Origin of the sequence: Psychrobacter sp. C 20.9, from assembly GCF_001921765.1 — a bacterium.
GTDB classification, from domain to species: Bacteria; Pseudomonadota; Gammaproteobacteria; order Pseudomonadales; family Moraxellaceae; genus Psychrobacter; species Psychrobacter piscatorii_B.
Map to the genome: position 1 here is coordinate 106,984 of NZ_MRYC01000001.1, position 20,030 is coordinate 127,013.

Annotated in this window: 15 protein-coding genes; 5 read left to right on the plus strand and 10 right to left on the minus strand. The window is 45.3% G+C overall.

What is annotated here, in order from left to right:
- Positions 1-177 precede the first annotated feature (177 nt).
- Positions 178-2,139: an acetate--CoA ligase gene (acs, locus tag BTW00_RS00475; protein ID WP_075105747.1), complete on the minus strand. Its 1,962-nt coding sequence runs from the start codon at positions 2,137-2,139 to the stop codon at positions 178-180.
- 437 nt (positions 2,140-2,576) lie between these two features.
- Between acs and BTW00_RS00480 the strand changes: the two genes are divergently transcribed.
- Positions 2,577-3,860, plus strand: coding sequence for an NAD(P)/FAD-dependent oxidoreductase (locus tag BTW00_RS00480; protein WP_075105748.1), 1,284 nt, complete (start codon positions 2,577-2,579; stop codon positions 3,858-3,860).
- Between the two features lie 118 nt (positions 3,861-3,978).
- Positions 3,979-4,950: a pirin family protein gene (locus BTW00_RS00485; protein WP_075105749.1), complete on the plus strand. Its 972-nt coding sequence runs from the start codon at positions 3,979-3,981 to the stop codon at positions 4,948-4,950.
- A 98-nt stretch (positions 4,951-5,048) separates the two neighbouring features.
- Here the strand turns inward: BTW00_RS00485 and BTW00_RS00490 are convergent, their stop codons facing one another.
- Positions 5,049-6,155, minus strand: a complete 1,107-nt coding sequence (locus BTW00_RS00490) for an alkene reductase (protein ID WP_075105750.1) — start codon at positions 6,153-6,155, stop codon at positions 5,049-5,051.
- Positions 6,156-6,396: 241 nt separating this feature from the next.
- Positions 6,397-7,326 carry a DMT family transporter gene (locus tag BTW00_RS00495; protein ID WP_075105751.1) on the minus strand — a complete coding sequence of 310 codons (930 nt, stop codon included), beginning with the start codon at positions 7,324-7,326 and terminating at the stop codon, positions 6,397-6,399.
- A 563-nt stretch (positions 7,327-7,889) separates the two neighbouring features.
- On the opposite strand from BTW00_RS00495, the gene BTW00_RS00500 reads away from it, so the two are divergent.
- Positions 7,890-8,273 (plus strand): hypothetical protein, encoded by a 384-nt coding sequence (locus BTW00_RS00500; protein WP_075105752.1) that lies wholly within the window; start codon positions 7,890-7,892, stop codon positions 8,271-8,273.
- 72 nt (positions 8,274-8,345) lie between these two features.
- Here BTW00_RS00500 and BTW00_RS00505 read toward each other — a convergent pair whose 3' ends face one another.
- The gene (locus BTW00_RS00505; protein WP_075105753.1) at positions 8,346-8,927 is read right to left on the minus strand and encodes a hypothetical protein; all 582 of its coding nucleotides are present in this window, start codon (positions 8,925-8,927) and stop codon (positions 8,346-8,348) included.
- A 190-nt stretch (positions 8,928-9,117) separates the two neighbouring features.
- Between BTW00_RS00505 and BTW00_RS00510 the strand changes: the two genes are divergently transcribed.
- Positions 9,118-10,122: a lipoate--protein ligase gene (locus BTW00_RS00510; protein ID WP_075105754.1), complete on the plus strand. Its 1,005-nt coding sequence runs from the start codon at positions 9,118-9,120 to the stop codon at positions 10,120-10,122.
- Positions 10,123-10,247: 125 nt separating this feature from the next.
- Here BTW00_RS00510 and BTW00_RS00515 read toward each other — a convergent pair whose 3' ends face one another.
- Entirely contained in the window at positions 10,248-10,859 is a 612-nt protein-coding gene (locus BTW00_RS00515) for a hypothetical protein (RefSeq protein WP_075105755.1), read from the minus strand.
- 129 nt (positions 10,860-10,988) lie between these two features.
- Positions 10,989-13,124, minus strand: a complete 2,136-nt coding sequence (locus tag BTW00_RS00520) for an NADPH-dependent 2,4-dienoyl-CoA reductase (RefSeq protein ID WP_075105756.1) — start codon at positions 13,122-13,124, stop codon at positions 10,989-10,991.
- A 407-nt stretch (positions 13,125-13,531) separates the two neighbouring features.
- Between BTW00_RS00520 and BTW00_RS00525 the strand changes: the two genes are divergently transcribed.
- Entirely contained in the window at positions 13,532-15,196 is a 1,665-nt protein-coding gene (locus BTW00_RS00525; RefSeq protein WP_075105757.1) for an AMP-binding protein, read from the plus strand.
- A gap of 207 nt (positions 15,197-15,403) precedes the next feature.
- On the opposite strand, the gene BTW00_RS00530 is transcribed toward BTW00_RS00525, so the two are convergent.
- The 4 genes from BTW00_RS00530 to hemA all read right to left on the minus strand — a co-directional run bounded on the left by BTW00_RS00530 (position 15,404) and on the right by hemA (position 19,606).
- Positions 15,404-15,823, minus strand: coding sequence for a DUF6691 family protein (locus tag BTW00_RS00530; RefSeq protein ID WP_075105758.1), 420 nt, complete (start codon positions 15,821-15,823; stop codon positions 15,404-15,406).
- Positions 15,824-15,918: 95 nt separating this feature from the next.
- Positions 15,919-16,356, minus strand: a complete 438-nt coding sequence (locus tag BTW00_RS00535) for a YeeE/YedE family protein (protein WP_075105759.1) — start codon at positions 16,354-16,356, stop codon at positions 15,919-15,921.
- A 205-nt stretch (positions 16,357-16,561) separates the two neighbouring features.
- The gene (locus tag BTW00_RS00540; protein ID WP_075105760.1) at positions 16,562-17,698 is read right to left on the minus strand and encodes an aminotransferase class V-fold PLP-dependent enzyme; all 1,137 of its coding nucleotides are present in this window, start codon (positions 17,696-17,698) and stop codon (positions 16,562-16,564) included.
- 516 nt (positions 17,699-18,214) lie between these two features.
- Positions 18,215-19,606 carry a glutamyl-tRNA reductase gene (hemA, locus tag BTW00_RS00545; RefSeq protein WP_075105761.1) on the minus strand — a complete coding sequence of 464 codons (1,392 nt, stop codon included), beginning with the start codon at positions 19,604-19,606 and terminating at the stop codon, positions 18,215-18,217.
- Between the last annotated feature and the right edge of the window lie 424 nt (positions 19,607-20,030).

Here is a 20,030-nt window from a genome sequence, read left to right on the forward strand (position 1 = left end):
GACCATTGATATTGAACCGTCAAAACGCCGCAATATCAATATTGTCTGCGTAAAAAAGCCATGCTATTCACGATAACATGGCTTTTGTTCCACTTTGATCGGCAGGTCCTAATGGTAGGCAAGTGTTAAAGGTCAGGTTTAAATTACTTCTTCAACAATGCATATCCATTTATCAAGCTACTCTCCGCGACCAGCTTTGACCTGTTCGACCAGATCATTAATCACTGAGCTATCGGCCAGCGTAGATAAGTCGCCTAATCCCACATACTGACCTTCTGCCAGCTTACGCAAGATGCGACGCATAATCTTTCCTGAGCGAGTCTTTGGTAGCGCATCCACCATATAAATAGCATCTAAGGTCGCAATCGGCCCAATCTCGGCACGCACATGACGTTTTAGCTCCGCTTTTAGATCGTCTGTTTTTTCTTCGCCAGACTTTAGAATGATAAAGGCACAGATACCTGTCCCGCGAATCTCATGCGGCATACCAACAATCGCGGCCTCGGCAGTAGCCGGATGAGCAACCAATGCACTCTCAATCTCTGCCGTACCCAAGCGATGCCCTGAGACGTTTAGCACGTCATCCACGCGGCCTGTGATCCAATAATGTCCGTCTTCATCACGCTGCGCACCATCACCTGTGAAGTAATAGCCGGGATAATCGCTAAAATAGGTTTTCAAAAAGCGCGGATGGTCATTGTAGATCGTACGCATTTGCCCAGGCCAACCACTACTGATGACCAAGTTGCCTTCGGCAGCGCCTTCCATGATTGCGCCTTCAGCATTGACGACTTCAGGTTTAATACCATATAGCGGCGTCATCGCGGCACCCGGCTTAAGATCGACCGCTCCCGGAATCGGTGCCATCAAAATACCGCCTGTCTCCGTTTGCCACCACGTATCGACAATAGGACACTTACCATCACCGACGACATGATAGTACCAATCCCACGCTTCTGGGTTGATTGGCTCACCGACCGAACCAAGCAAACGCAGGCTTGAGCGATCTGACTCACGTACAAAGGCATCACCCTCTTTCATCATCGCTCGAATAGCGGTCGGGGCGGTATATAAAATAGTCACGTCATGCTTGTCGATGATATGTCCGATACGTGCCCATGTTGGGTGCTCTGGTACGCCTTCAAACATAACCGTGGTTGTACCATTAGCGAGTGGTGCATACGTTGAGTAGGTATGACCTGTGATCCAGCCCACATCTGCGGTACACCAATAAACGTCATCTTCTTTGACATCAAAGACATCACGGAAGGTAGACAAGGCATAAATGATATAACCTCCTGTGGTATGCACAACGCCTTTGGGTTTACCCGTTGAGCCAGAGGTATACAGTAAGAATAATGGATCTTCGGCATTCATCACTTCAGGCTCACAGATCTCTGATTGCCCATCAACGAGATTGTGATACCAGACATCGCGGCGACCACTCATTGGGATAGAGTTGCCTGTGCGGTGGACGACGATGACTTTTTCGACACTGTCAGTCCCATCCATTTCTAGTGCATGATCGACATTGGCTTTGAGCGGTGTGTGCTTGCCGCCACGTAAACCCTCATCTGCCGTAATAACGACTTTTGAGCGGCTGTCTATCAAACGATTGCCTAGACTCTCAGCAGAAAACCCACCAAATACCACAGAATGCACTGCGCCAATACGCGCACATGCCAGCATTGAAACCATGGCTTCTGGTATCATTGGCATATACAACGTGACACGATCGCCTTTGCCAACGCCAAGCTTGCGTAGCGAGTTGCCCAGACGACAGACTGCTTCATGTAATTCTTTAAAAGAAATAATCTTGTGTAGTGAAGGGTGATCCCCTTCCCAAATAATGGCTGGCTTGTATGGATCTTTTTCGAGGTGACGATCAAGACAGTTGACGGAGATATTCAGCTCACCATCTTCAAACCATTTAATATTAAAATTGTCTAAGTCATAATTGACATTGCTGACTTTGGTCGGTTTTTTTATCCAGTCGATCAGCTCAGCACGCTTCGCCCAAAACGCATCATTTGCTTCGGTTGATTCGATAGATTGATTGTAGTCTTCGAGATACTTTTCAGGGGTGGTATTGGCAGCAGCCATAAACTCGGCTGAGATTGGAAATGATTTCTGGGTCATAGTATTGGTCCTTTTAATTATCATGACTTACATAGAAAGTCGTCTATAACGACTACCCATGCAGGCAATAAGAGTCATCTTCCATAATGCGTGACACTCAGCGATAGTTTGACAAATAAGCGTGTCGGTTGCAAGACATCATCAGCCAATCATAAAAATTTCGCTGTACATCTGTATACTTGGTGATTGATAGCAGCGGTTATTGAATAATTATTAGTAAGGATTATTGCAACATCGCAATCAAGAGTGCTCTTGATATGCAGATGCCATGTCACAGCTCATCGGATATCACATTTAATCCTTGTAACCTCAAATGAAATATGGACAATAGCTACCCTACCGATACTGCTTTAGACAACACCGCCGATCTGTATTATTAACACATACAATTGGTTTTGTTATCACCTTTTTTTAAATGATTGTTTTACGAGACCGCAATGACTAATCACCGCAATGCACAACCCTCTACTCACTATGACGTCATCATCGTCGGCGCTGGCGCTTCAGGATTATATTGTGCGCTCACCGCAGGTCGCCGTGGTCGTCGCGTTTTGGTCATAGATCACGCCAATAAAGCGGGCAAAAAGATTTTGATGTCAGGTGGTGGTCGTTGTAATTTTACCAATTACTTCGTCGAGCCTGAGCATTTTATCGGTGCCAATCCTCACTTTTGTAAGTCGGCACTGAGCCGCTATCCAAGCTGGGAGTTTATCGGCATGGTAGAGGCGCATCAGATTCCCTACCATGAGCGTGAACACGGGCAGCTATTTTGTGATGATTCTGCCCAAGATATCCTCACTATGCTCCTTGATGAATGTACGGCTGTCGGTGTGCAAATCAAGCTCAATACCCAAATCAATCATGTACAGACGACTGACCATGATAAAGCAAAACGGTTTGAGCTAATAACCAGCAAAAAGCTTGGCAAAAAAGACGTCGCAAGCGAAAGTCAACCTTCACAGATGCGCTATAGCTGTGAGTCGCTAGTCGTGGCAACTGGTGGTTTGTCTATTCCAACGATGGGCGCAAGCGGCATTGGCTATGAACTAGCGCAGCAGTTTGGGCATACACTGATAGCAACCGATGCCAGTCTCGTACCATTTACCTTCACGGACAAAACAGGCGAGCTGATTCGTAGCTTAGCAGGCATCAGCCTACCAGTCATTGCCAGTAACGAGCGTATCTCTTTTAAACTGCCTGTACTGTTTACCCATCGCGGGCTCTCTGGCCCTGCCATGCTCCAGCTATCGAACTATTGGCACAGTGGTGAGACGATCAGCATTAACCTACTGCCCGATGTAGATGTCACCGATATTTTACTCACCCGCAAAAAGTCACACCCACGCCAACTGATCCGTACTATATTGGCAGAAAACACAGACAACGCACTACCCAAAAAACTATTGGCAGCACTACAAACCCAGCTGTGGGACGATATCAAAGATACTGAGCTTGCCAATATCAAAGATGAGCGACTGAGTGAGCTTGGCGCTACTCTCAATGGCTGGCAGCTCAAGCCGTCTGGTACTGAAGGCTATCGCACGGCCGAGGTCACCCGCGGCGGCGTAAAAACCGATGAGGTATCCTCAAAGACCATGCAAAGCAATTTGCAAGAGGGCTTGTATTTCATCGGCGAAGTGCTCGATGTAACAGGCTGGCTTGGTGGTTATAACTTCCAATGGGCTTGGGCCAGTGGCTTTGTGAGTGGCGAGGTGGTCTGATGACTACCTGTCATATCACCACCATAAAATAGACACAACATAAGTTCATTATACTATAGAATTATAGTATAATATTCACTTATTGTTATTTATGCTAGATAGAATTGCGAGGTACTCGATGCGCCCAATCAAACAGATTCATGGTGATAAAGCACCACATTGGGTCGGTGACGGATTTTTTGTGAAAACATTGATCAATTATGTCGATGACCAACCAGACTTCAATTACAGTCATACCGATCCATTTTTACTATTTGATTATGGCGAGCCGACGACATTTGCACCAAATCCTGATTATCAGACGCAGCCACATGGCATTGGCAAACACCCTCATAAAGGTTTTGAGACCGTCACCCTCGCGTACTCAGGTGAGATCAGTCATGCTGACTCTATCGGTGGACGCGAGGATATTTTGGAAGGAGATGTGCAATGGATGACCGCTGGTCGCGGTATTCTGCACGAAGAGTTCCATTCTGAGGCGTTTGGTCAGCGCGGCGGTGTGTTCAGTATGGTGCAAATGTGGGTCAATCTGCCAAGCGCGCATAAGCTGACTGATCCCAAATATCAGTTCATCAAACGTGCTGAGATGCCTATTATCGAGTTAATGGATTACAGTGACGCCGATGAGCGAACCGTGATCGGTCACGTTGCTATCATTGCAGGCGACTGGCACGGCGTTGCTGGCAGTGCAGATACCTTTACGCCAGTTAACATGTGGGATATCGCGCTGCATACCGCAGGCACAACGATACTCGAAGTACCTAACACGCACAATACGTTACTGCTCGTACAAGAAGGCCGAATACTGGTCAATGGCACATCTATCAGTGCAGGCAATCTGATTCAGTTTGCAGTGCCGATTAAACCATCTGTAGATTCTCAACCTGTACCTTTATCTGATGCTGCTACCGATACTATTGAGCTCACCTATTCTACCGATAACGATGAACACACTCCTGCCAAACTACTGTTGTTAAGTGGTGAGCCTATCGGAGAGCCTATCGCAGGTCACGGCCCCTTTGTGATGAATACCCAAGATGAGCTACGACAAACTTTTCGTGATTATCAAACGGGGAATTTTGGTACATAATGAAAATAGAAGCACAAAAAAGCCCTCTGACTATCAATAGTCAGAGGGCTTTTATGAAGCATAATTTAGCTATTTAGTCAGCAGAACCGACAAATAAACTATTGCGCCTGATCCATAAACGGATAATCAGTGTAGCCAACCGTGCTGCCACCATAGAAAGACTCTGGATGCTGCTCATTGAGCGGTGCGCCTTTTTGGATACGTTCAGCGAGATCAGGGTTGGCAATATAGTCACGACCGAATGCTACCGCATCGATATAACCTGCCTTGATATTTTTTTCTGCTTTGCCCGCATCATAGCCACCCGCCGCGATGATGGTCTGATCGAACGCATCACGGACACGCTGACGGAACTCATCGCTATACGGCGTACCCCCTGCCCAATCTGGCTCTGACAGATGCAAATACATTAGACCACGCTTATTGATTTGCTCAATCAGCCAAATGTTATCGTCTTCTTCGTAGCCTCCCTCAACATTGTTGAATGTGCCCAGTGGCGAGATACGAATACCAATATGATCTGCATCCCAAGCATCCACACATGCATCGATAACATCTAAGGTTAGACGCGCGCGGTTTTCGCGGCTGCCACCGTACTCATCATCACGCTGATTGGTATGCTCGGCCCAAAACTGATGCAGCAAATAACCATGCGCGCCATGAATTTCAATACCATCAAACCCTGCCTCCTGCGCGCACTTGATTGCATGCGCAAAGTCAGCAATCACTTGCTGAATCTCATCAAGACTGGCTGGGCGCGGCGGCGTGGCATCCGCGCGAATGGCTTGGTTGTCACTATCACGCAATGAGGTACGGATACCTACATCGACATCTGAGGCTGAAATTGGCGCACGGCGCTCAGGTTGTACGCTTTCGTGTGAGACAAGTCCTGTGTGCCATAGCTGGACGACAATCTTGCCACCTTTGGCATGGACATTGTCAACGATGGCTTTCCATGCAGTGACTTGATCTTGGGTATGTAGCCCTGGTGCGCCTGCATAGCCTTTTGCTTGAAACGATACTTGCGTCGCTTCAGTGATGACAAGGCCCGCCCCTGCACGCTGCGAGTAGTACTCTGCTGCCCATGTGATAGGGACATCGCCTGGCTCAACGGCACGCAGACGTGTCAGTGGGGCCATCATAATGCGGTTTTTTAGCGTTTGTGTGCCCATTTTTACAGGCTCAAATAAAATATCGTGTGCCATAATCTGTCCTATTGGTTATTGTTGCTATTTATGATCTTTAGTTATAGCAACCATCAATCATACTAATTATCATCGCATGCTGTTTAGAAAAACTTATAATATCATTAGTAAATCTACGTTTAGCGCCTACCTTTATAGGGGACAGATTTCATTATTCCAAGCAATATTTACAAACAGATACAGTAATATTCACCTATACAAATACTCGTATTTATTTACTACGAAGACTGTTTACTAAGCCTTAAATACTGTTCGTCTGAGTCTTGTCTTTCGGCTTTAGCATTTTCTTAATTGACAGCTCTAGTGACAAATACGTGCCGATCAATATCACAATCGAACCAATGATGGCTTGTATATTTAGCGCCTCGCCAAGCAATAGATAGCCCAAAATAATCGCAAAAATTGGAATGACTAACGTGATACTCGTGGCACGCGTTGGCCCAATATTTTTAATAAGCTGATTCATAAAGATAAGGGCGATGGCAGTCGAAAATACACCGATACAGATCACGGATACCCACGCCTTTATGCTGATATCTTTACCATATGGGAACTCATTAAAAGCCACAGGCAGCATAATGATACTACCGATAATGAGCGAGCCTGCGGTGATAGCGACTGGCGATACTTCGTACAGATAGTTTTTGGTGATGTTGGCCCCAAGCGCATAACCTACACAAGCTAATAGCGCGTAACCCATCGGGAGTAGCCCTTCGACCAATCCTTTTCCTGACTCGCCGCCACCAAATAAGCTTTCGCTCATTAGTATGATTACCCCAATCACCCCGATCACCAAACCAAGTGCTTGTTTTTTTGATAGCCTATCCTTAAAGAAGACTCTAGCGATAAAGCCACTCATCATCGGTACAGAAGCATTTAGCACGGCAAGCACGCCTGCATTCACTGACTGCGCAGAAAAAGAGAACAATACAAATGGCAATGCGGCGGAGAATAAACCAACCAGCGACAGCATTTTCCAGTGCTGTTTGATACCGTCTCTGTTTTTCTTTTTTAGCAGTACAAATACGAGCATGACCAGTCCGGCAAATATCACGCGCAGACTGGCAAAAGCCAATGACCCAAACTCAGGCACGCCAACCCGATAAAACACAAAGGAGAGCGACCACATAAAAGAGAGCGTCACAAAGATGATGAGGTCACGGTTGGTCATTAGGTAATCCTATTAAGCGCGTAGACTGCATTTGCCAACTCGTGTCGGTCATAAGTGTCTAATATAGTATGGAAATTATCATGATAATAAAACATACCATGATAAATTTTCGATGGTTGGGTGAGTGATTTTTATCACTATTACGGCTATATTTATCGGCTCATTTGCTGTCTCAAAACCAGTTTATCGCGGCTCGCTTTTTTATACTCAAATACATGAGACACGATATTTCATCGAGCGATAGCGGGTCAAGCGCTTTTATTTTATAGCCTGTATACTGTAGCCTATTTTATCGCCTCTCTATGCATATACTCGCAAACTGCAAAGTCACACCGAGAAATCCACTATATTAACGCAGATAAAAACGTCATTCACCAGTATAGATAAATGTGATAACAGAGTGAGATTTTTTAATAAAACCAATCTTTCATTATTAAGAGAAAATCTAATATTTGTTTACTAATTAATGCTAATTATGTTAAAAATACAACGAGTAAATACATTAACAGTTATGACAATTTTGGGGAGCAATGATGAAGAGAGTGATTTTTTTGATAGGGAGTATGACAGTTGCAACGGCAGGATTTTGCGGGGTTGGTCAGTTCTCAGATGAGACCACCTGCTACGTTTATAAACAAGACAAATTACACAAAAAGCTAAACTGTCAGTATGAGGGCGCTGAAGGTGCAGCGATGAGTTATAGCTTTAGGCAGGTCTCTTATAACCTGCCAGGACTTGGCAAAATGGCCACATCTAATCAAGCAAACTACAATGACCGTAATGAGATCACTGGATGGACGACCACCGTCAATGATGAGCCAGCCATTATCAGATATCGTTTGCCAAGCAATCAGCGTATCGTCAGTGATGCCTATGCGCAGTCTGGTAAAGCGGTGATGCAGTGCTACCTTAGTACCAAATCGCAGTGGGAGATTTGTGCTGAATAGAGTGAGATAGTATTGATACTTAAAAGATCATAAAGCTAAGTATTATACTCAGCTTTATGATGGTTAGACATTCTATGGACCTAAGCTTTTAATTGCTTTATCAATACTTTTTAATTGTTCATTAGTTTTTATTAAAGTTTCTGAAATTTTCTTATCCCAGTTTGAGTCAGAAATATCTGTCTGATAAAAGGCTTCAACAGAAAGCTTAGATGAGCTAGACAGTTTGTTAAGCCAGAACTTAGCATTAGCTCTTCCATAATAAGCTGTGACCACAATGCTTTCTCCACCAATATATTTTTTTAACCCTCCATATTGTCCCCAAGTAAGAACTATTTTCTGATTAGGAGCTAAAAAAGGTATTCCACTTACAATGGGTCCGGATGACATCGTGTTTGGCATATTTCTAGGTTCTTCTATACTAAAGGCTTTCTCAGGTAAGCTTCTTGATGTTTTAAAACTAATGTTCTCCGCTGGGCCTTTACCTATATTCTCAATAATTAGAATTATAACTGAAGGGCGCTTCTTATCTGTATCAGCATATACGATAACTTCTGGATCAGTTGAGGACCGATAGACAGCATAGGTAATCATAGCCGACGCCGTCGCTATTAAAGCCATAAATAAAGATACCCAATTCACCCATTCTGTTTGCATGAATACAATCTCCGTGAAGCTAATGTCAATAGGAAAACTCAACTTTTAACTACTTTATCAGCTTGTTAAGCTTTACACCTCGTTTTTTAAGAACATACTTAAACTTTAGCAACGTTCTTATCATCGATAAGAATGTCAGTATCTATTTATAACGCTCACTCTATAAGAACTATTTTAAAAAGGATCCATCATGAAACTGCGCATCTTAAAGTCTGCGGTGACCAATCCTTGGTTTAATCTTGCCACTGAGGACTGGATATTTAATACGCTCAATCCCGACTCGCACACGCTTTTCTTATGGCGCAACTCTGAGACCGTGGTCATTGGTCGCTCACAAAACCCATGGGTAGAATGCAAGACGGATAAGATGGCAGCAGACGATGTCTTTTTGGCGCGGCGTCAGAGTGGTGGCGGTGCGGTATTTCATGACTTGGGCAATACCAATTTTACTTTTTTATCCCCAAAACACGCGTACGACCAAGCGGCCAACTTTACCATTATCACCAATGCGCTAAAAAAGCTGGACATAGACACCACCTTATCTGGTCGTAATGACATGCAAGTCGGCAATCGAAAAATATCAGGTAGCGCCTTTAAACATGCCGCCGATCGCAGCTTTCATCACGGGACACTGCTAGTCAATGCCAATATGCAAAAGCTTGGCGACTATCTCAATCCGCATCCGCTAAAGCTCAAAGCAAAAGGCATCAAATCTGTACGTGCGCGCGTGGCAAACTTGGTAGAATTCAATGATGCCATCAATCATGAGACCTTGTCTGATGCGATTATCGAGGCGTTTTGCGAATATTACGGAGAGACTGCGCCAGTTGAGCAGCTGGATGAAGCCAGCCTTGCCCAGCAGCCAACGCTAAACGCTTACTACCAGCAGATGGCTGACTGGGATTGGCGCTTTGGCAAGACGCCTGAGTTTAGCCATCATATCGAGACGCGCTTTGATTGGGGCATGATAGATGTGCATATGGATGTGAAGCAAGCCGTGATTGCAGAGGTCGTTATTTTCTCTGATGCGCTAAATGTTGAGCTGATTGACTTGCTCAAAGAGACATTGACGGGTGTTAAATATAATAAGCATGAGATAAAAAATGCGCTTGCCGAGCTAGCAAAAGTGCAACCTGAACTAGCGACGCAGGTTAGTGATTTTGAGGAGTGGTTGGTTGAGGAGATGGAAGGTTAGGGTTTCTATCTTAATGTTAAGACTTCAAAAATTTCCTATATATATTAATAGTTGAGGGTTACGAATGGAAGTTAAAGTAGCATTAATGTGAAATTTTAAACGGAAATTCCAGCCCCTCCCATATACTAATTATTTTTGAAACCAAATATATTGCTCAGTGGATCATAACTATTAGTTGTCTTAAAAAAATCTGTGCCTACCAGCATTGGCTTATACTTGACTTTTAATCTTTCTTCGTAAAAACCAATATCTCCAACGCAAGATAGAATATCATGAGGATACAGATAGTTTTTCTTTAATCTATCAGGCAGTCCAAAATCTACTATTATATTACCACCTAAACCAACCCATGCATGGATATCCTGCTCACCTTGATTAATTCTATTCTCGTATTCATATCTTAATGACTCAGGCGTGGTGTCAAACTCGTCTTCTGGAGAGTTATTAATATTCACATTACCGTAAATCATTTCAACATCGTAACCTTTTGCGCTTAGGAACATAAAAGCTATTGATGCTAAGTCAAGACACATATTGCCTAAATATGGATGACCCATGAATATATGTTCAATAACATCGAATAGTTCGCCATGTACTATCTTTATAATTTCACGTATTTCGCTTTCATTTTGATATTTGTAATTTATAGAATTCCATTTCAAATTAGGAATTTTTATTTCTTTAGAAAGGTTAATTGATTGCTGCAACATATCCAGATATCGACTCTGATTATTCATCCTCTCTTATCCCCATTTTGTATAACTGTCTTGAAAAAACTTTTATAGGTATCTTATCATGCTAAGTCTAAACAAAAAACGGCAGAAGATAATATCCCTGCCGCCTTATAATCACTTCTTATTTAACCATTAAATCCCTGCCGCAACCTCAGCGCCATCACGAATCGCACGTTTGGCATCTAGCTCAGCTGCGAGCTTAGCACCACCGATGAGATGATATTGCGCGTCTGGTGCATCGCCGACATTTGGCATCAGACTGGCGACTGACTCTTGACCAGCACAGACGACGACGCTATCGACACGGAGTAGCTGGCTTTGACCTTGAGCGTTGGTGACCCAAATACCTTCGTTGGTGATTTTGTCGTACTGCACGCCAGCGACTTGGATGACGCCATGAGACTTGATATGCGCACGGTGTACCCAGCCTGAGGTTTTGTTTAGTCCACTGCCCAGACGACCTTTACTACGCTGCATCAAGTAAACTTGGCGGATAGGCTTAATGGCTTCTGGTCTGACCAAACCACCATCGCTTTGATAGTCCGTATCACTGGTCACACCCCACTCTTCGCGCCAGTCACTGATAGACTGCGGCTCAGGACGATAGCTTGGGTCTTTTAGTGTTTCAGGGCCAAGCTCGTCTAGCGACTGACCATGATTGGCAGTTAGGTATTCACTGACGTCAAATCCGATACCGCCTGCCCCAATGACCGCCACCGTGTCGCCCACGGCTTTTTCGCCAGAGAGCAGTTCAGCATAGCTGATAACTTGCGGTAGATCCGCTCCTTCAAGCTTGCCTTTTAGGCTTCTCGGTACGACGCCAGTGGCAACAATCACATGGTGGAATTTGGCTTTTTCAAGCATGTCCTTATCCACAAAAGTATTGAGTTTTATCTCAACACCCAAGTGCTCAAGCTCATTGATATAGTAACGAATGGTCTCAAAGAACTCCTCTTTACCAGGGATGACTTTGGCGTAGTTGAACTGACCGCCTAAGATATCTTTGGCTTCAAACAAGGTCACCTCATGACCACGCAGAGCTGCTACGTGAGCGGCTGACATACCCGCGACACCGCCACCGATGACGGCAACTTTCTTTGGATTTTTCGCTTTTTTGTAGACCAACTCAGTCTCGTAGCAGGCTTGAGGGTTTACCAGACAAGTCGAGCGTTTGTTTTCAAACGTATGATCGAGGCATGCTTGGTTACAGGCGATACAGGTATTAATGCGGTCTGTCTGACCGTTTTTGGCTTTGTTGACCCAGTTTGCATCCGCCAAGAATGGTCGTGCCATCTGAATCACATCTGCCTGACCATCAGCGATGATTTTTTCTGCGGTATCTGGCATGTTGATGCGGTTGGCCGCCATCATTGGGATATTGATGTGTTTTTTGATCTCAGCGGTGAAATCAACGAAAGCCGCTCGTGGTACGCTGGTGACGATCGTCGGGACACGCGCTTCATGCCAGCCGATGCCCGTATTCATGATAGTCACGCCCGCTTCTTCTAGCGCTTTTGCCACGGTGATGACTTCATCCATGACGTTGCCATCTTTGACTAAGTCGATGACTGACAGGCGGAATAGGATAATAAAATCTTCACCAACGGCCTCGCGAACGGCTTTGACCACATCAACGGCAAACTTCATGCGACCTTGAATATCACCGCCATAGATGTCTTTACGCTTGTTCACATGACGCGATAAGAACTGATTGAGCAAGTAGCCTTCAGAGCCCATGATTTCGACACCGTCATAGCCCGCTTGCTTGGCAAGACGCGCTGAGCGGGCATAATCTTTGACTGTCTGCTCGATATTTTTGATGCTCATCTTGCGCGGTTTAAACGGCGAGATTGGTGATTTGATTGGGCTAGAGGATACCGCAAAAGGATGATAGCCATAGCGACCACTGTGCAATATCTGCATGATGATTTTGCTGTCGTGCTTATGCACAGCACGAGTAACGCGCTGATGATTGATGACGTCAGCTTTGGTATTCATCGTGCCGCCAGCAGGTAGTAGCCAACCTTCGCGATTGGGCGAGATACCGCCTGTGATCATCATTGCCACGCCGCCTTTGGCACGTTCTGCAAAATACGCCGCCAGCTTGCCATAATTATAAAAACGGTCTTCAAGCCCCGTATGCATAGAGCCCATGACCATGCGGTTTTTTAGCGTGGTAAAACCCAAATCTAATGGCTCAAATAAATGTGGATAATATTCGTTAGTGCTGGCAGTTTCGATCGTATTGGCAGAACGGCTGGCGGTCATATCATTTTCCTTATGAATTTTTTTGAGACGGCTTCTTAAAAATAGCTTTGTAGAAATCGTGATGCTACAGGATTTAGCGTTACTGGTATCGTAACACACCGCTATTATTGTCAGCTATGCAGACAAACGACTGATGAGTGAGCACTATTTAGCGACGATCAGAATACGATCGTGAAGTGTGCCAACTATCGCACGGACTGGTGGCGTATCGTTAGATTATTACGGTAAAATCCGCTCCAGTGTTGACTGTGTTTTTTTTATAATCAGACACCTATTTTATCACTTCCTCCTCACCGCCCATTAGACTAATCGATAAACATCGACTATTCTAATCCCTTTCTGTGTTAAATTACGGTGCTGCGTTACCCTATTGACGCGTTATAAAAATACGATAAAGGATTATCATCATGACAGATTTTCATACTGGCCTCGGCAAGAACGCCGCCAATTATCAACCACTCACCCCTATTGATTTTATTATCCGTAGCGCTCAGGTTTATCCCGATAAGACTGCGATCATTTATGATGACCTTGCACACAACAATCTCACTCAGACATGGCAACAGACTTATACGCGCTGCCGTCAATTGGCGGATGGCTTACGCAAACTGGGTATCGATAAAAACGATACGGTCGCCGTCATGCTGCCAAACACGCCAGCGATGGTCGAATGCGCCTTTGGCGTACCCATGTCAGGCGGCGTACTCTGCACGTTGAACACGCGCCTTGATATCAACGCCCTGACCTTTTGTTTGCAGCATTCAGAGGCCAAGGTTCTTATCTTGGATAGCGAGTTTGCGGAGCACGCTGAGATTATCGATGAGACCTTCCCAAACCTCATTGTCATTCACGCGACCGATCATGCTATCGATGTCGAGCCGTTTGGACAGATGAGCTATGAAGCATTGGTTGCCAGTTCAGACAGCTTGGATAATTGGGAGCTGCCAGCGGATGAATGGGATGCCATTGCCCTGAACTACACCTCTGGCACAACAGGCAAACCAAAAGGCGTCGTTTATCATCATCGCGGTGCTACGCTCAATGCGGTGTCGAATATTTTGGATTGGGATATGCCAAAGCATCCAATGTATCTGTGGACGTTGCCGCTGTTCCATTGTAACGGTTGGTGCTTCCCGTGGAGCATCGCTGAGCGCGCTGGGGTCAATGTCTGCTTGCGTAAAATTGACGCGGATCTGATATTGCAGCTGATAGCAAAGCATCAAGTGACCCATTATTGCTCTGCGCCCGTCGTCCATAATATGATTGCTGGCGGCAAACCTGAGTATAAGGAAGCCATTATGCATACCGTCAAAGGCTGGGTCGCTGGGGCACCGCCGTCTGAAACCATGCTAGCAGCAATGGAAGAAATGGGCTTTGATATCTCTCACGTCTACGGTCTGACTGAGGTCTATGGGCCAGTGACCGTTTGCGCTGAGCAAGAAGAATGGAGTGATCTTGATGTCGCCACCCGCGCCCAAAAGAAATCACGTCAAGGCGTGACCTCACACTTAATGACAGGGTTTGAGGTATTTAAACAAGGCACGACTGAGCCAGTCGCCGCCGATGGCGAAGAGATGGGTGAGCTGGCACTACGTGGCAACATGGTGATGAAAGGCTATCTAAAAAGCCGCAAAGCCACCGAAGAAGCATTCACTGATGGCTGGTTCCGCACGGGGGACTTGGGTGTCAAATACCCTGACGGCTACATCAAAATCATGGACAGGCTCAAAGATATTATCATCTCAGGCGGTGAGAATATCTCTAGTATCGAGGTCGAAAATGTCTTATACAAGCTCCCTGCCATTGAGAGCTGTGCGGTCGTCGCCGCGCCACATGATAAATGGGGTGAGGTGCCCGTCGCCTTTATCGAGATTCATGAGGGCAGCACCTTGCAACGCGATACGGTAATGGCGCATTGTAGTCAGCACTTAGCAGGCTTTAAAGTGCCAAAATATATTGTCTTTGCTGAAATCCCAAAAACCAGTACGGGTAAAGTACAAAAGTTTGAGCTACGCCAAGCAGCCAAATCGTTGGCGCACGAAACGTCAAAAGTTACTGCCAGTGTTAAATAAAATGGCGGCTTATTAAATCCTGTCATCAACTAACATTCATAAAAAAGGTCAATCACATATACGTGGCTGACCTTTTTTCGAGTGCTAGCCTATTTATACTATAGTTGGTTCAATATAATTTGGAGACAAGGAAGCCAAGTAAAAGTACTACAAATAGTAGACTAAGCGAGGCTGACAACGTATCCAATTTATAGAGAACTAACTATATCAGCCAATTTTTGGCTCAAACCACTGATAGACCAGCATCCCTATGATCATCGCAGGGATAAACACATACGCTTGCCACTGACCCGTCCCGAGCAAGACGATGCCTGGCCCCGGGCAAATACCGACCAGCCCCCAGCCGATACCAAACAACATGGCTCCGATAATCAATTGTTTGGTGATGACGGTTTTGCTTGGCATATCAATGGGCGTGCCAACCCAGCTATTCTCTTGACGCTTGGCCAACAGCACACCAAAAAATGCAACGAACAAACCACCACCCATCACCAGTGCAAGGGAGATATCCCATGCGCCAAACACATCCAAGAACCCTTGTACTTTTACAGGGTCCGTCATACCTGACACCAGTAACCCAAACCCAAACAGTAACCCTGCCAGCAATCCGATTATATTTTTTAGCATCGTCGTATCTCGCTATTATTATCTTCTATTAACTATCATATGTCGTGCGTGCTTTAGTCCTACTAGCAATCTCATGGCAATCTGCCGTTGAGCATTTATAGTAGCCCTAGGACATGACGACCGATATACACGGTCACAATACCCAACAGCATAAAGGTGACGGTCGCGGCCAGTGAGCGTGGAGATAGACGTGCATTACCGCAGATACCATGCCCACTGGTACAGCCTGAGCCAAGACGCGTGCCAAAGCCCACCAATAGCCCTGCGGCAATCAACAGTGGCAAAGAAGTGCTAATCTCTACGTTAGGTAGCGGTCTTGCCAGCCTGTACAGCACGGGCGATATGACCAAACCCAGTATAAATAGCACCTGCCACATCTCCACACGCTTGGGTTTTAGCAAGCTTGAAAAAATGCCACTGATACCCGCTATACGGCCGATACCGAGCAGCAAAATAACTGTCGCTACCCCTAGCATCAGACCACCGACTAAAGAGATCGGTGTAAATGCTTGCCAGTCTATTTGTATACTCATAACGGACTACCCATTTAGGTTTATTAAGTATTTGCTTAACTTTCGATTTATATAAATACATTATATTATAAAATATAATAAAAGGGTAAAAAAATACTGAGCACGTATGATGATAATAACGGCTCAGTATTTTATGATGATAAAAGCGTCTTCAGAAGTACTTATAAAGTTAGCGGTATCATTTTAAAAGGTTTCTCAATCATAACTACTGGCTTAGTACTTCATCCAGTGCGGACTCAAAACGCGTGACCGTACCATCGATATCGGTTAATTTATCCAAGCCAAACAGACCCAAACGGAACGTCTTGAAGCTGTCAGGCTCACCTACTTTTAAGGGTACACCAGCGGCGATTTGCACACCCGCTGCCGCAAAAGCGCTGCCTTTATGCATATCATCACGATCGGTATAAGACACGACAACGCCAGGCGCTTGAAAGCCTTTAGCCGCAACGCTCTCGATGCCTTTGGCTTCTAGTACTTCACGAATACGTTTGCCAAGCGTCCACTGCGCCTCACATAGCTTATCAAAACCAACCGCTTTGGCTTCATTCACCGCATCACGGAACTGGCGTAAGCTGTCTGTCGGCATCGTCGCGTGGTAGGCATGACCGCCATTTTCGTAGGCGCGCATGATGTTCAGCCATTGCTTTAGATCAATACTGAAGCTATCAGACTCTGTGCTGTCTACTTTTTTGACCGCCGCATCGCTTAGCATGACAAGACCAGCGCCTGGTGTACTGCTCCAACCTTTTTGCGGGGCGCTGATAAGCACATCGATACCCAAGTCTTTCATGTCTAGCCAGACACAGCCTGACGCGATACAGTCGATAACCAACAATCCACCGACGCTATGCACAGCCGCGCTCAACGCTTTGATATAGTCATCTGACAAAATCATGCCAGACGAAGTCTCGACGTGCGGCGCAAATACCACTGCTGGCTGCTCTTCTTTGATTTTAGCTACCGCCGTGTCGATATCGACTGGTGCAAACGGTTTTGGTGACTCGCTATCATCTGCACGATTGGCTGTGAGCACGGTTGAGGATTTGGCAATTTTGCCTTTTTCTAAGATTTGTGTCCAACGATAACTAAACCAACCATTACGAATGATGAGGCAATCTTCGTCATTTGCCAGTTGGCGAGCGACCGCTTCCATACCATAAGTACCAGAACCCGGTACGATAACCACGGCATCCGCGTTGTAGACAGATTTTAGATCACTAGATAAGTCATTCATCACTTGCTGAAAGGCTTTTGACATATGGTTTAGCGCACGATCAGTGTAGACCACTGAATACTCTAATAAGCCGTTTGGATCGATATCTTGACGTAATGCAGGCATGGAACACTCCTAGTATATGATTAGATGATGACTGTTTCTTAATTTTTTGGACCTTATTTTTATACCATAATATAGGGATAGGAAATAATATAGATACTAATATCGTTAAGTACCATAGATGATTGGTATCAACCGAATACTCATATCGAACAAAAATGAAGAAGATATAGGATAGACAAGATAACCCTTTAACCCAGCGCTACTGTCTTTAATGATGAGGTCATGTGTTGTTTTGATATCAATGCTTCAGATTCATGATATGCAAACGCACTGGTTCTAATACACATTAATGAAGGCTATAAACATGGGGCGAAACTATTTCTAGTCACGTTATAGTCACAACATGAGCGAGTCTCATCACCCTATGTTAAGCCAAACTGTCTTGACCCAAATCATCCATAAGATTTGATAGTAGCACTGATGCTAGAGGTTGACAACGATACGCTCAGGCACTGATATGGCTTGCGCGATTAGAGTTTTATTGGTAAGTGTTCGTTGATCGACGCGGTGAGAACATCAGCGCCCGCGATGGGCATCCTGTAGCCCAGACACTACAAAATCTAGCAAATCACTGTCGCCTTCGCGGGCCGCTTTACGCATGAGCTTGGATGGTGCGTGCGTCAGTGTTTGAGTCAGGCGCCGTGACAGCTCAATAAGAATGTCTTCTGGACTGATATCTTCTTGTTGCAGCTTGGCAATGGACTCATGCAGTAGCTTATCTACTTGATTTTGAGTACAGGTACGATACTGCTGGATGTCTTTACCCACTTGGCGAACTTGGAAGCGACGATCTATTTCAACGACCAATTGACTGACTAAAAGTTCCGCATCGACCGCCGCTTGCCGACGCTGCTCAATATTGCCAGCAATCACATGCTGCAAATCATCGACAGAATACAGATAGACATCATCCATGCGACTGATGGTTGAGTCAATATCACGTGGTACGGCCAAATCTATCATCAACATTGGCTGATAACGGCGACGCTTAAGCGCTTGCATGGTCATGGTTTTATCAATCAATAAATCCATACTACCACTACAGCTGCTGACAATATCGGCGTCTGCCAGCACTTGCGGCAAATCTTGCAAGGGTCTGACGTCTATGCGGCGATTGGGACTACGCAGTTCAGCCGCCAATGCCTCAGCACGCTCAGGATTACGATTACAAATAATCACTCGCCCAACGCCAAGTCCTGCGATATGGGTGGCAACCAAGCGATTCATCTCACCTGCCGCGACGACCAATAGCGTACGACTCGGCAAGTCATCAAATATCTGCGTGACCAATTTGGCCGCCGCAAAACTCAGCGATACCGCTTGTGCACCCACTTGCGTCTCATTACGTACTCGTTTAGCAGCGGCAAATACTTGATCAACGATCCAACCGAGCTGATTGCTCAATACTTTTTGCTCTTGTGCCAAATGCACAGAGCGCTTGATTTGACCAAGTATTTGCGGCTCACCCAGTATCATAGAATCCAGCCCCGCTGCGACTCTTAGCCAGTGGGTCAATGCGTGCGTGTCGCGGTGCACATAGAGATAAGGATCGATATCTACGAGTGGCAGCTGTTTGAATTCAGCAAGCCACGTCTTAATCTTGAGGATATGAGCGCTGATCATGCTTGATGTGACATGAGCACTGCTACTAAAATCATTATGAGAGATGGCATGATCTGACTGCTCATTAACTGCCGAGCTTGATGCATGTGAGTGGTGCGGAGTCAACGTATGGGGCACAAGCGCATAAATCTCGGTACGGTTACAAGTAGAGACAATCACGCTGCCATCAGTGAAGGATTCTATTTGCTCAAGCGCAACATTCACATCGTCACCCACCAGCGCCAAGCGCTCTCGCAGAGCGACTGGTGCAGTTTTGTGATTGACCCCAATGACCACTAATCTCATTATTGATAGACCATAAACATGCCGCTCAGCTGCTCACTCACGCTATCTCATTATTTTTAAAAGACAGTTTTTGACGACAGCGCTGAAAGGAAGACCCTAAAAACCGCTTATTATATCATTATTGCTGGCGTTAATTAACACTCACCCATCTATGATAGCGATATCTCTGTATCTGGTCGCAAATGTAACAAATCAACTACCGATATGATTGATAAAATCAATGGATGTGTTTTGGCAAATAGTCGCTAAGATCACCATAAATCATTCGCTTAGTGTCGCCTAACTTGTTATATTTCCACAGTATTCTGGTCAGCATAGCTATTTGTATAAAAGTTCTAGCAAAATAACTCATGCTTAAAACAAGTATCAGTTATAGCCTATCAATAGAATGGTGATTGCTCGGATATGAGTAACACGGATGCTA

Coding starts and splice junctions, on each gene's coding strand:
- BTW00_RS00505 (WP_075105753.1), bottom strand. CDS start 8,927: ATGCAAACAGAATGGGTGAATTGGGTATCTTTATTTATGGCTTTAATA.
- BTW00_RS00480 (WP_075105748.1), top strand. CDS start 2,577: ATGACTAATCACCGCAATGCACAACCCTCTACTCACTATGACGTCATC.
- BTW00_RS00540 (WP_075105760.1), bottom strand. CDS start 17,698: ATGCCTGCATTACGTCAAGATATCGATCCAAACGGCTTATTAGAGTAT.
- BTW00_RS00520 (WP_075105756.1), bottom strand. CDS start 13,124: ATGACCGCCAGCCGTTCTGCCAATACGATCGAAACTGCCAGCACTAAC.
- BTW00_RS00510 (WP_075105754.1), top strand. CDS start 9,118: ATGAAACTGCGCATCTTAAAGTCTGCGGTGACCAATCCTTGGTTTAAT.
- BTW00_RS00535 (WP_075105759.1), bottom strand. CDS start 16,356: ATGAGTATACAAATAGACTGGCAAGCATTTACACCGATCTCTTTAGTC.
- BTW00_RS00485 (WP_075105749.1), top strand. CDS start 3,979: ATGCGCCCAATCAAACAGATTCATGGTGATAAAGCACCACATTGGGTC.
- BTW00_RS00525 (WP_075105757.1), top strand. CDS start 13,532: ATGACAGATTTTCATACTGGCCTCGGCAAGAACGCCGCCAATTATCAA.
- BTW00_RS00500 (WP_075105752.1), top strand. CDS start 7,890: ATGACAGTTGCAACGGCAGGATTTTGCGGGGTTGGTCAGTTCTCAGAT.
- acs (WP_075105747.1), bottom strand. CDS start 2,139: ATGACCCAGAAATCATTTCCAATCTCAGCCGAGTTTATGGCTGCTGCC.
- BTW00_RS00495 (WP_075105751.1), bottom strand. CDS start 7,326: ATGACCAACCGTGACCTCATCATCTTTGTGACGCTCTCTTTTATGTGG.
- BTW00_RS00530 (WP_075105758.1), bottom strand. CDS start 15,823: ATGCTAAAAAATATAATCGGATTGCTGGCAGGGTTACTGTTTGGGTTT.
- hemA (WP_075105761.1), bottom strand. CDS start 19,606: ATGAGATTAGTGGTCATTGGGGTCAATCACAAAACTGCACCAGTCGCT.
- BTW00_RS00490 (WP_075105750.1), bottom strand. CDS start 6,155: ATGGCACACGATATTTTATTTGAGCCTGTAAAAATGGGCACACAAACG.
- BTW00_RS00515 (WP_075105755.1), bottom strand. CDS start 10,859: ATGAATAATCAGAGTCGATATCTGGATATGTTGCAGCAATCAATTAAC.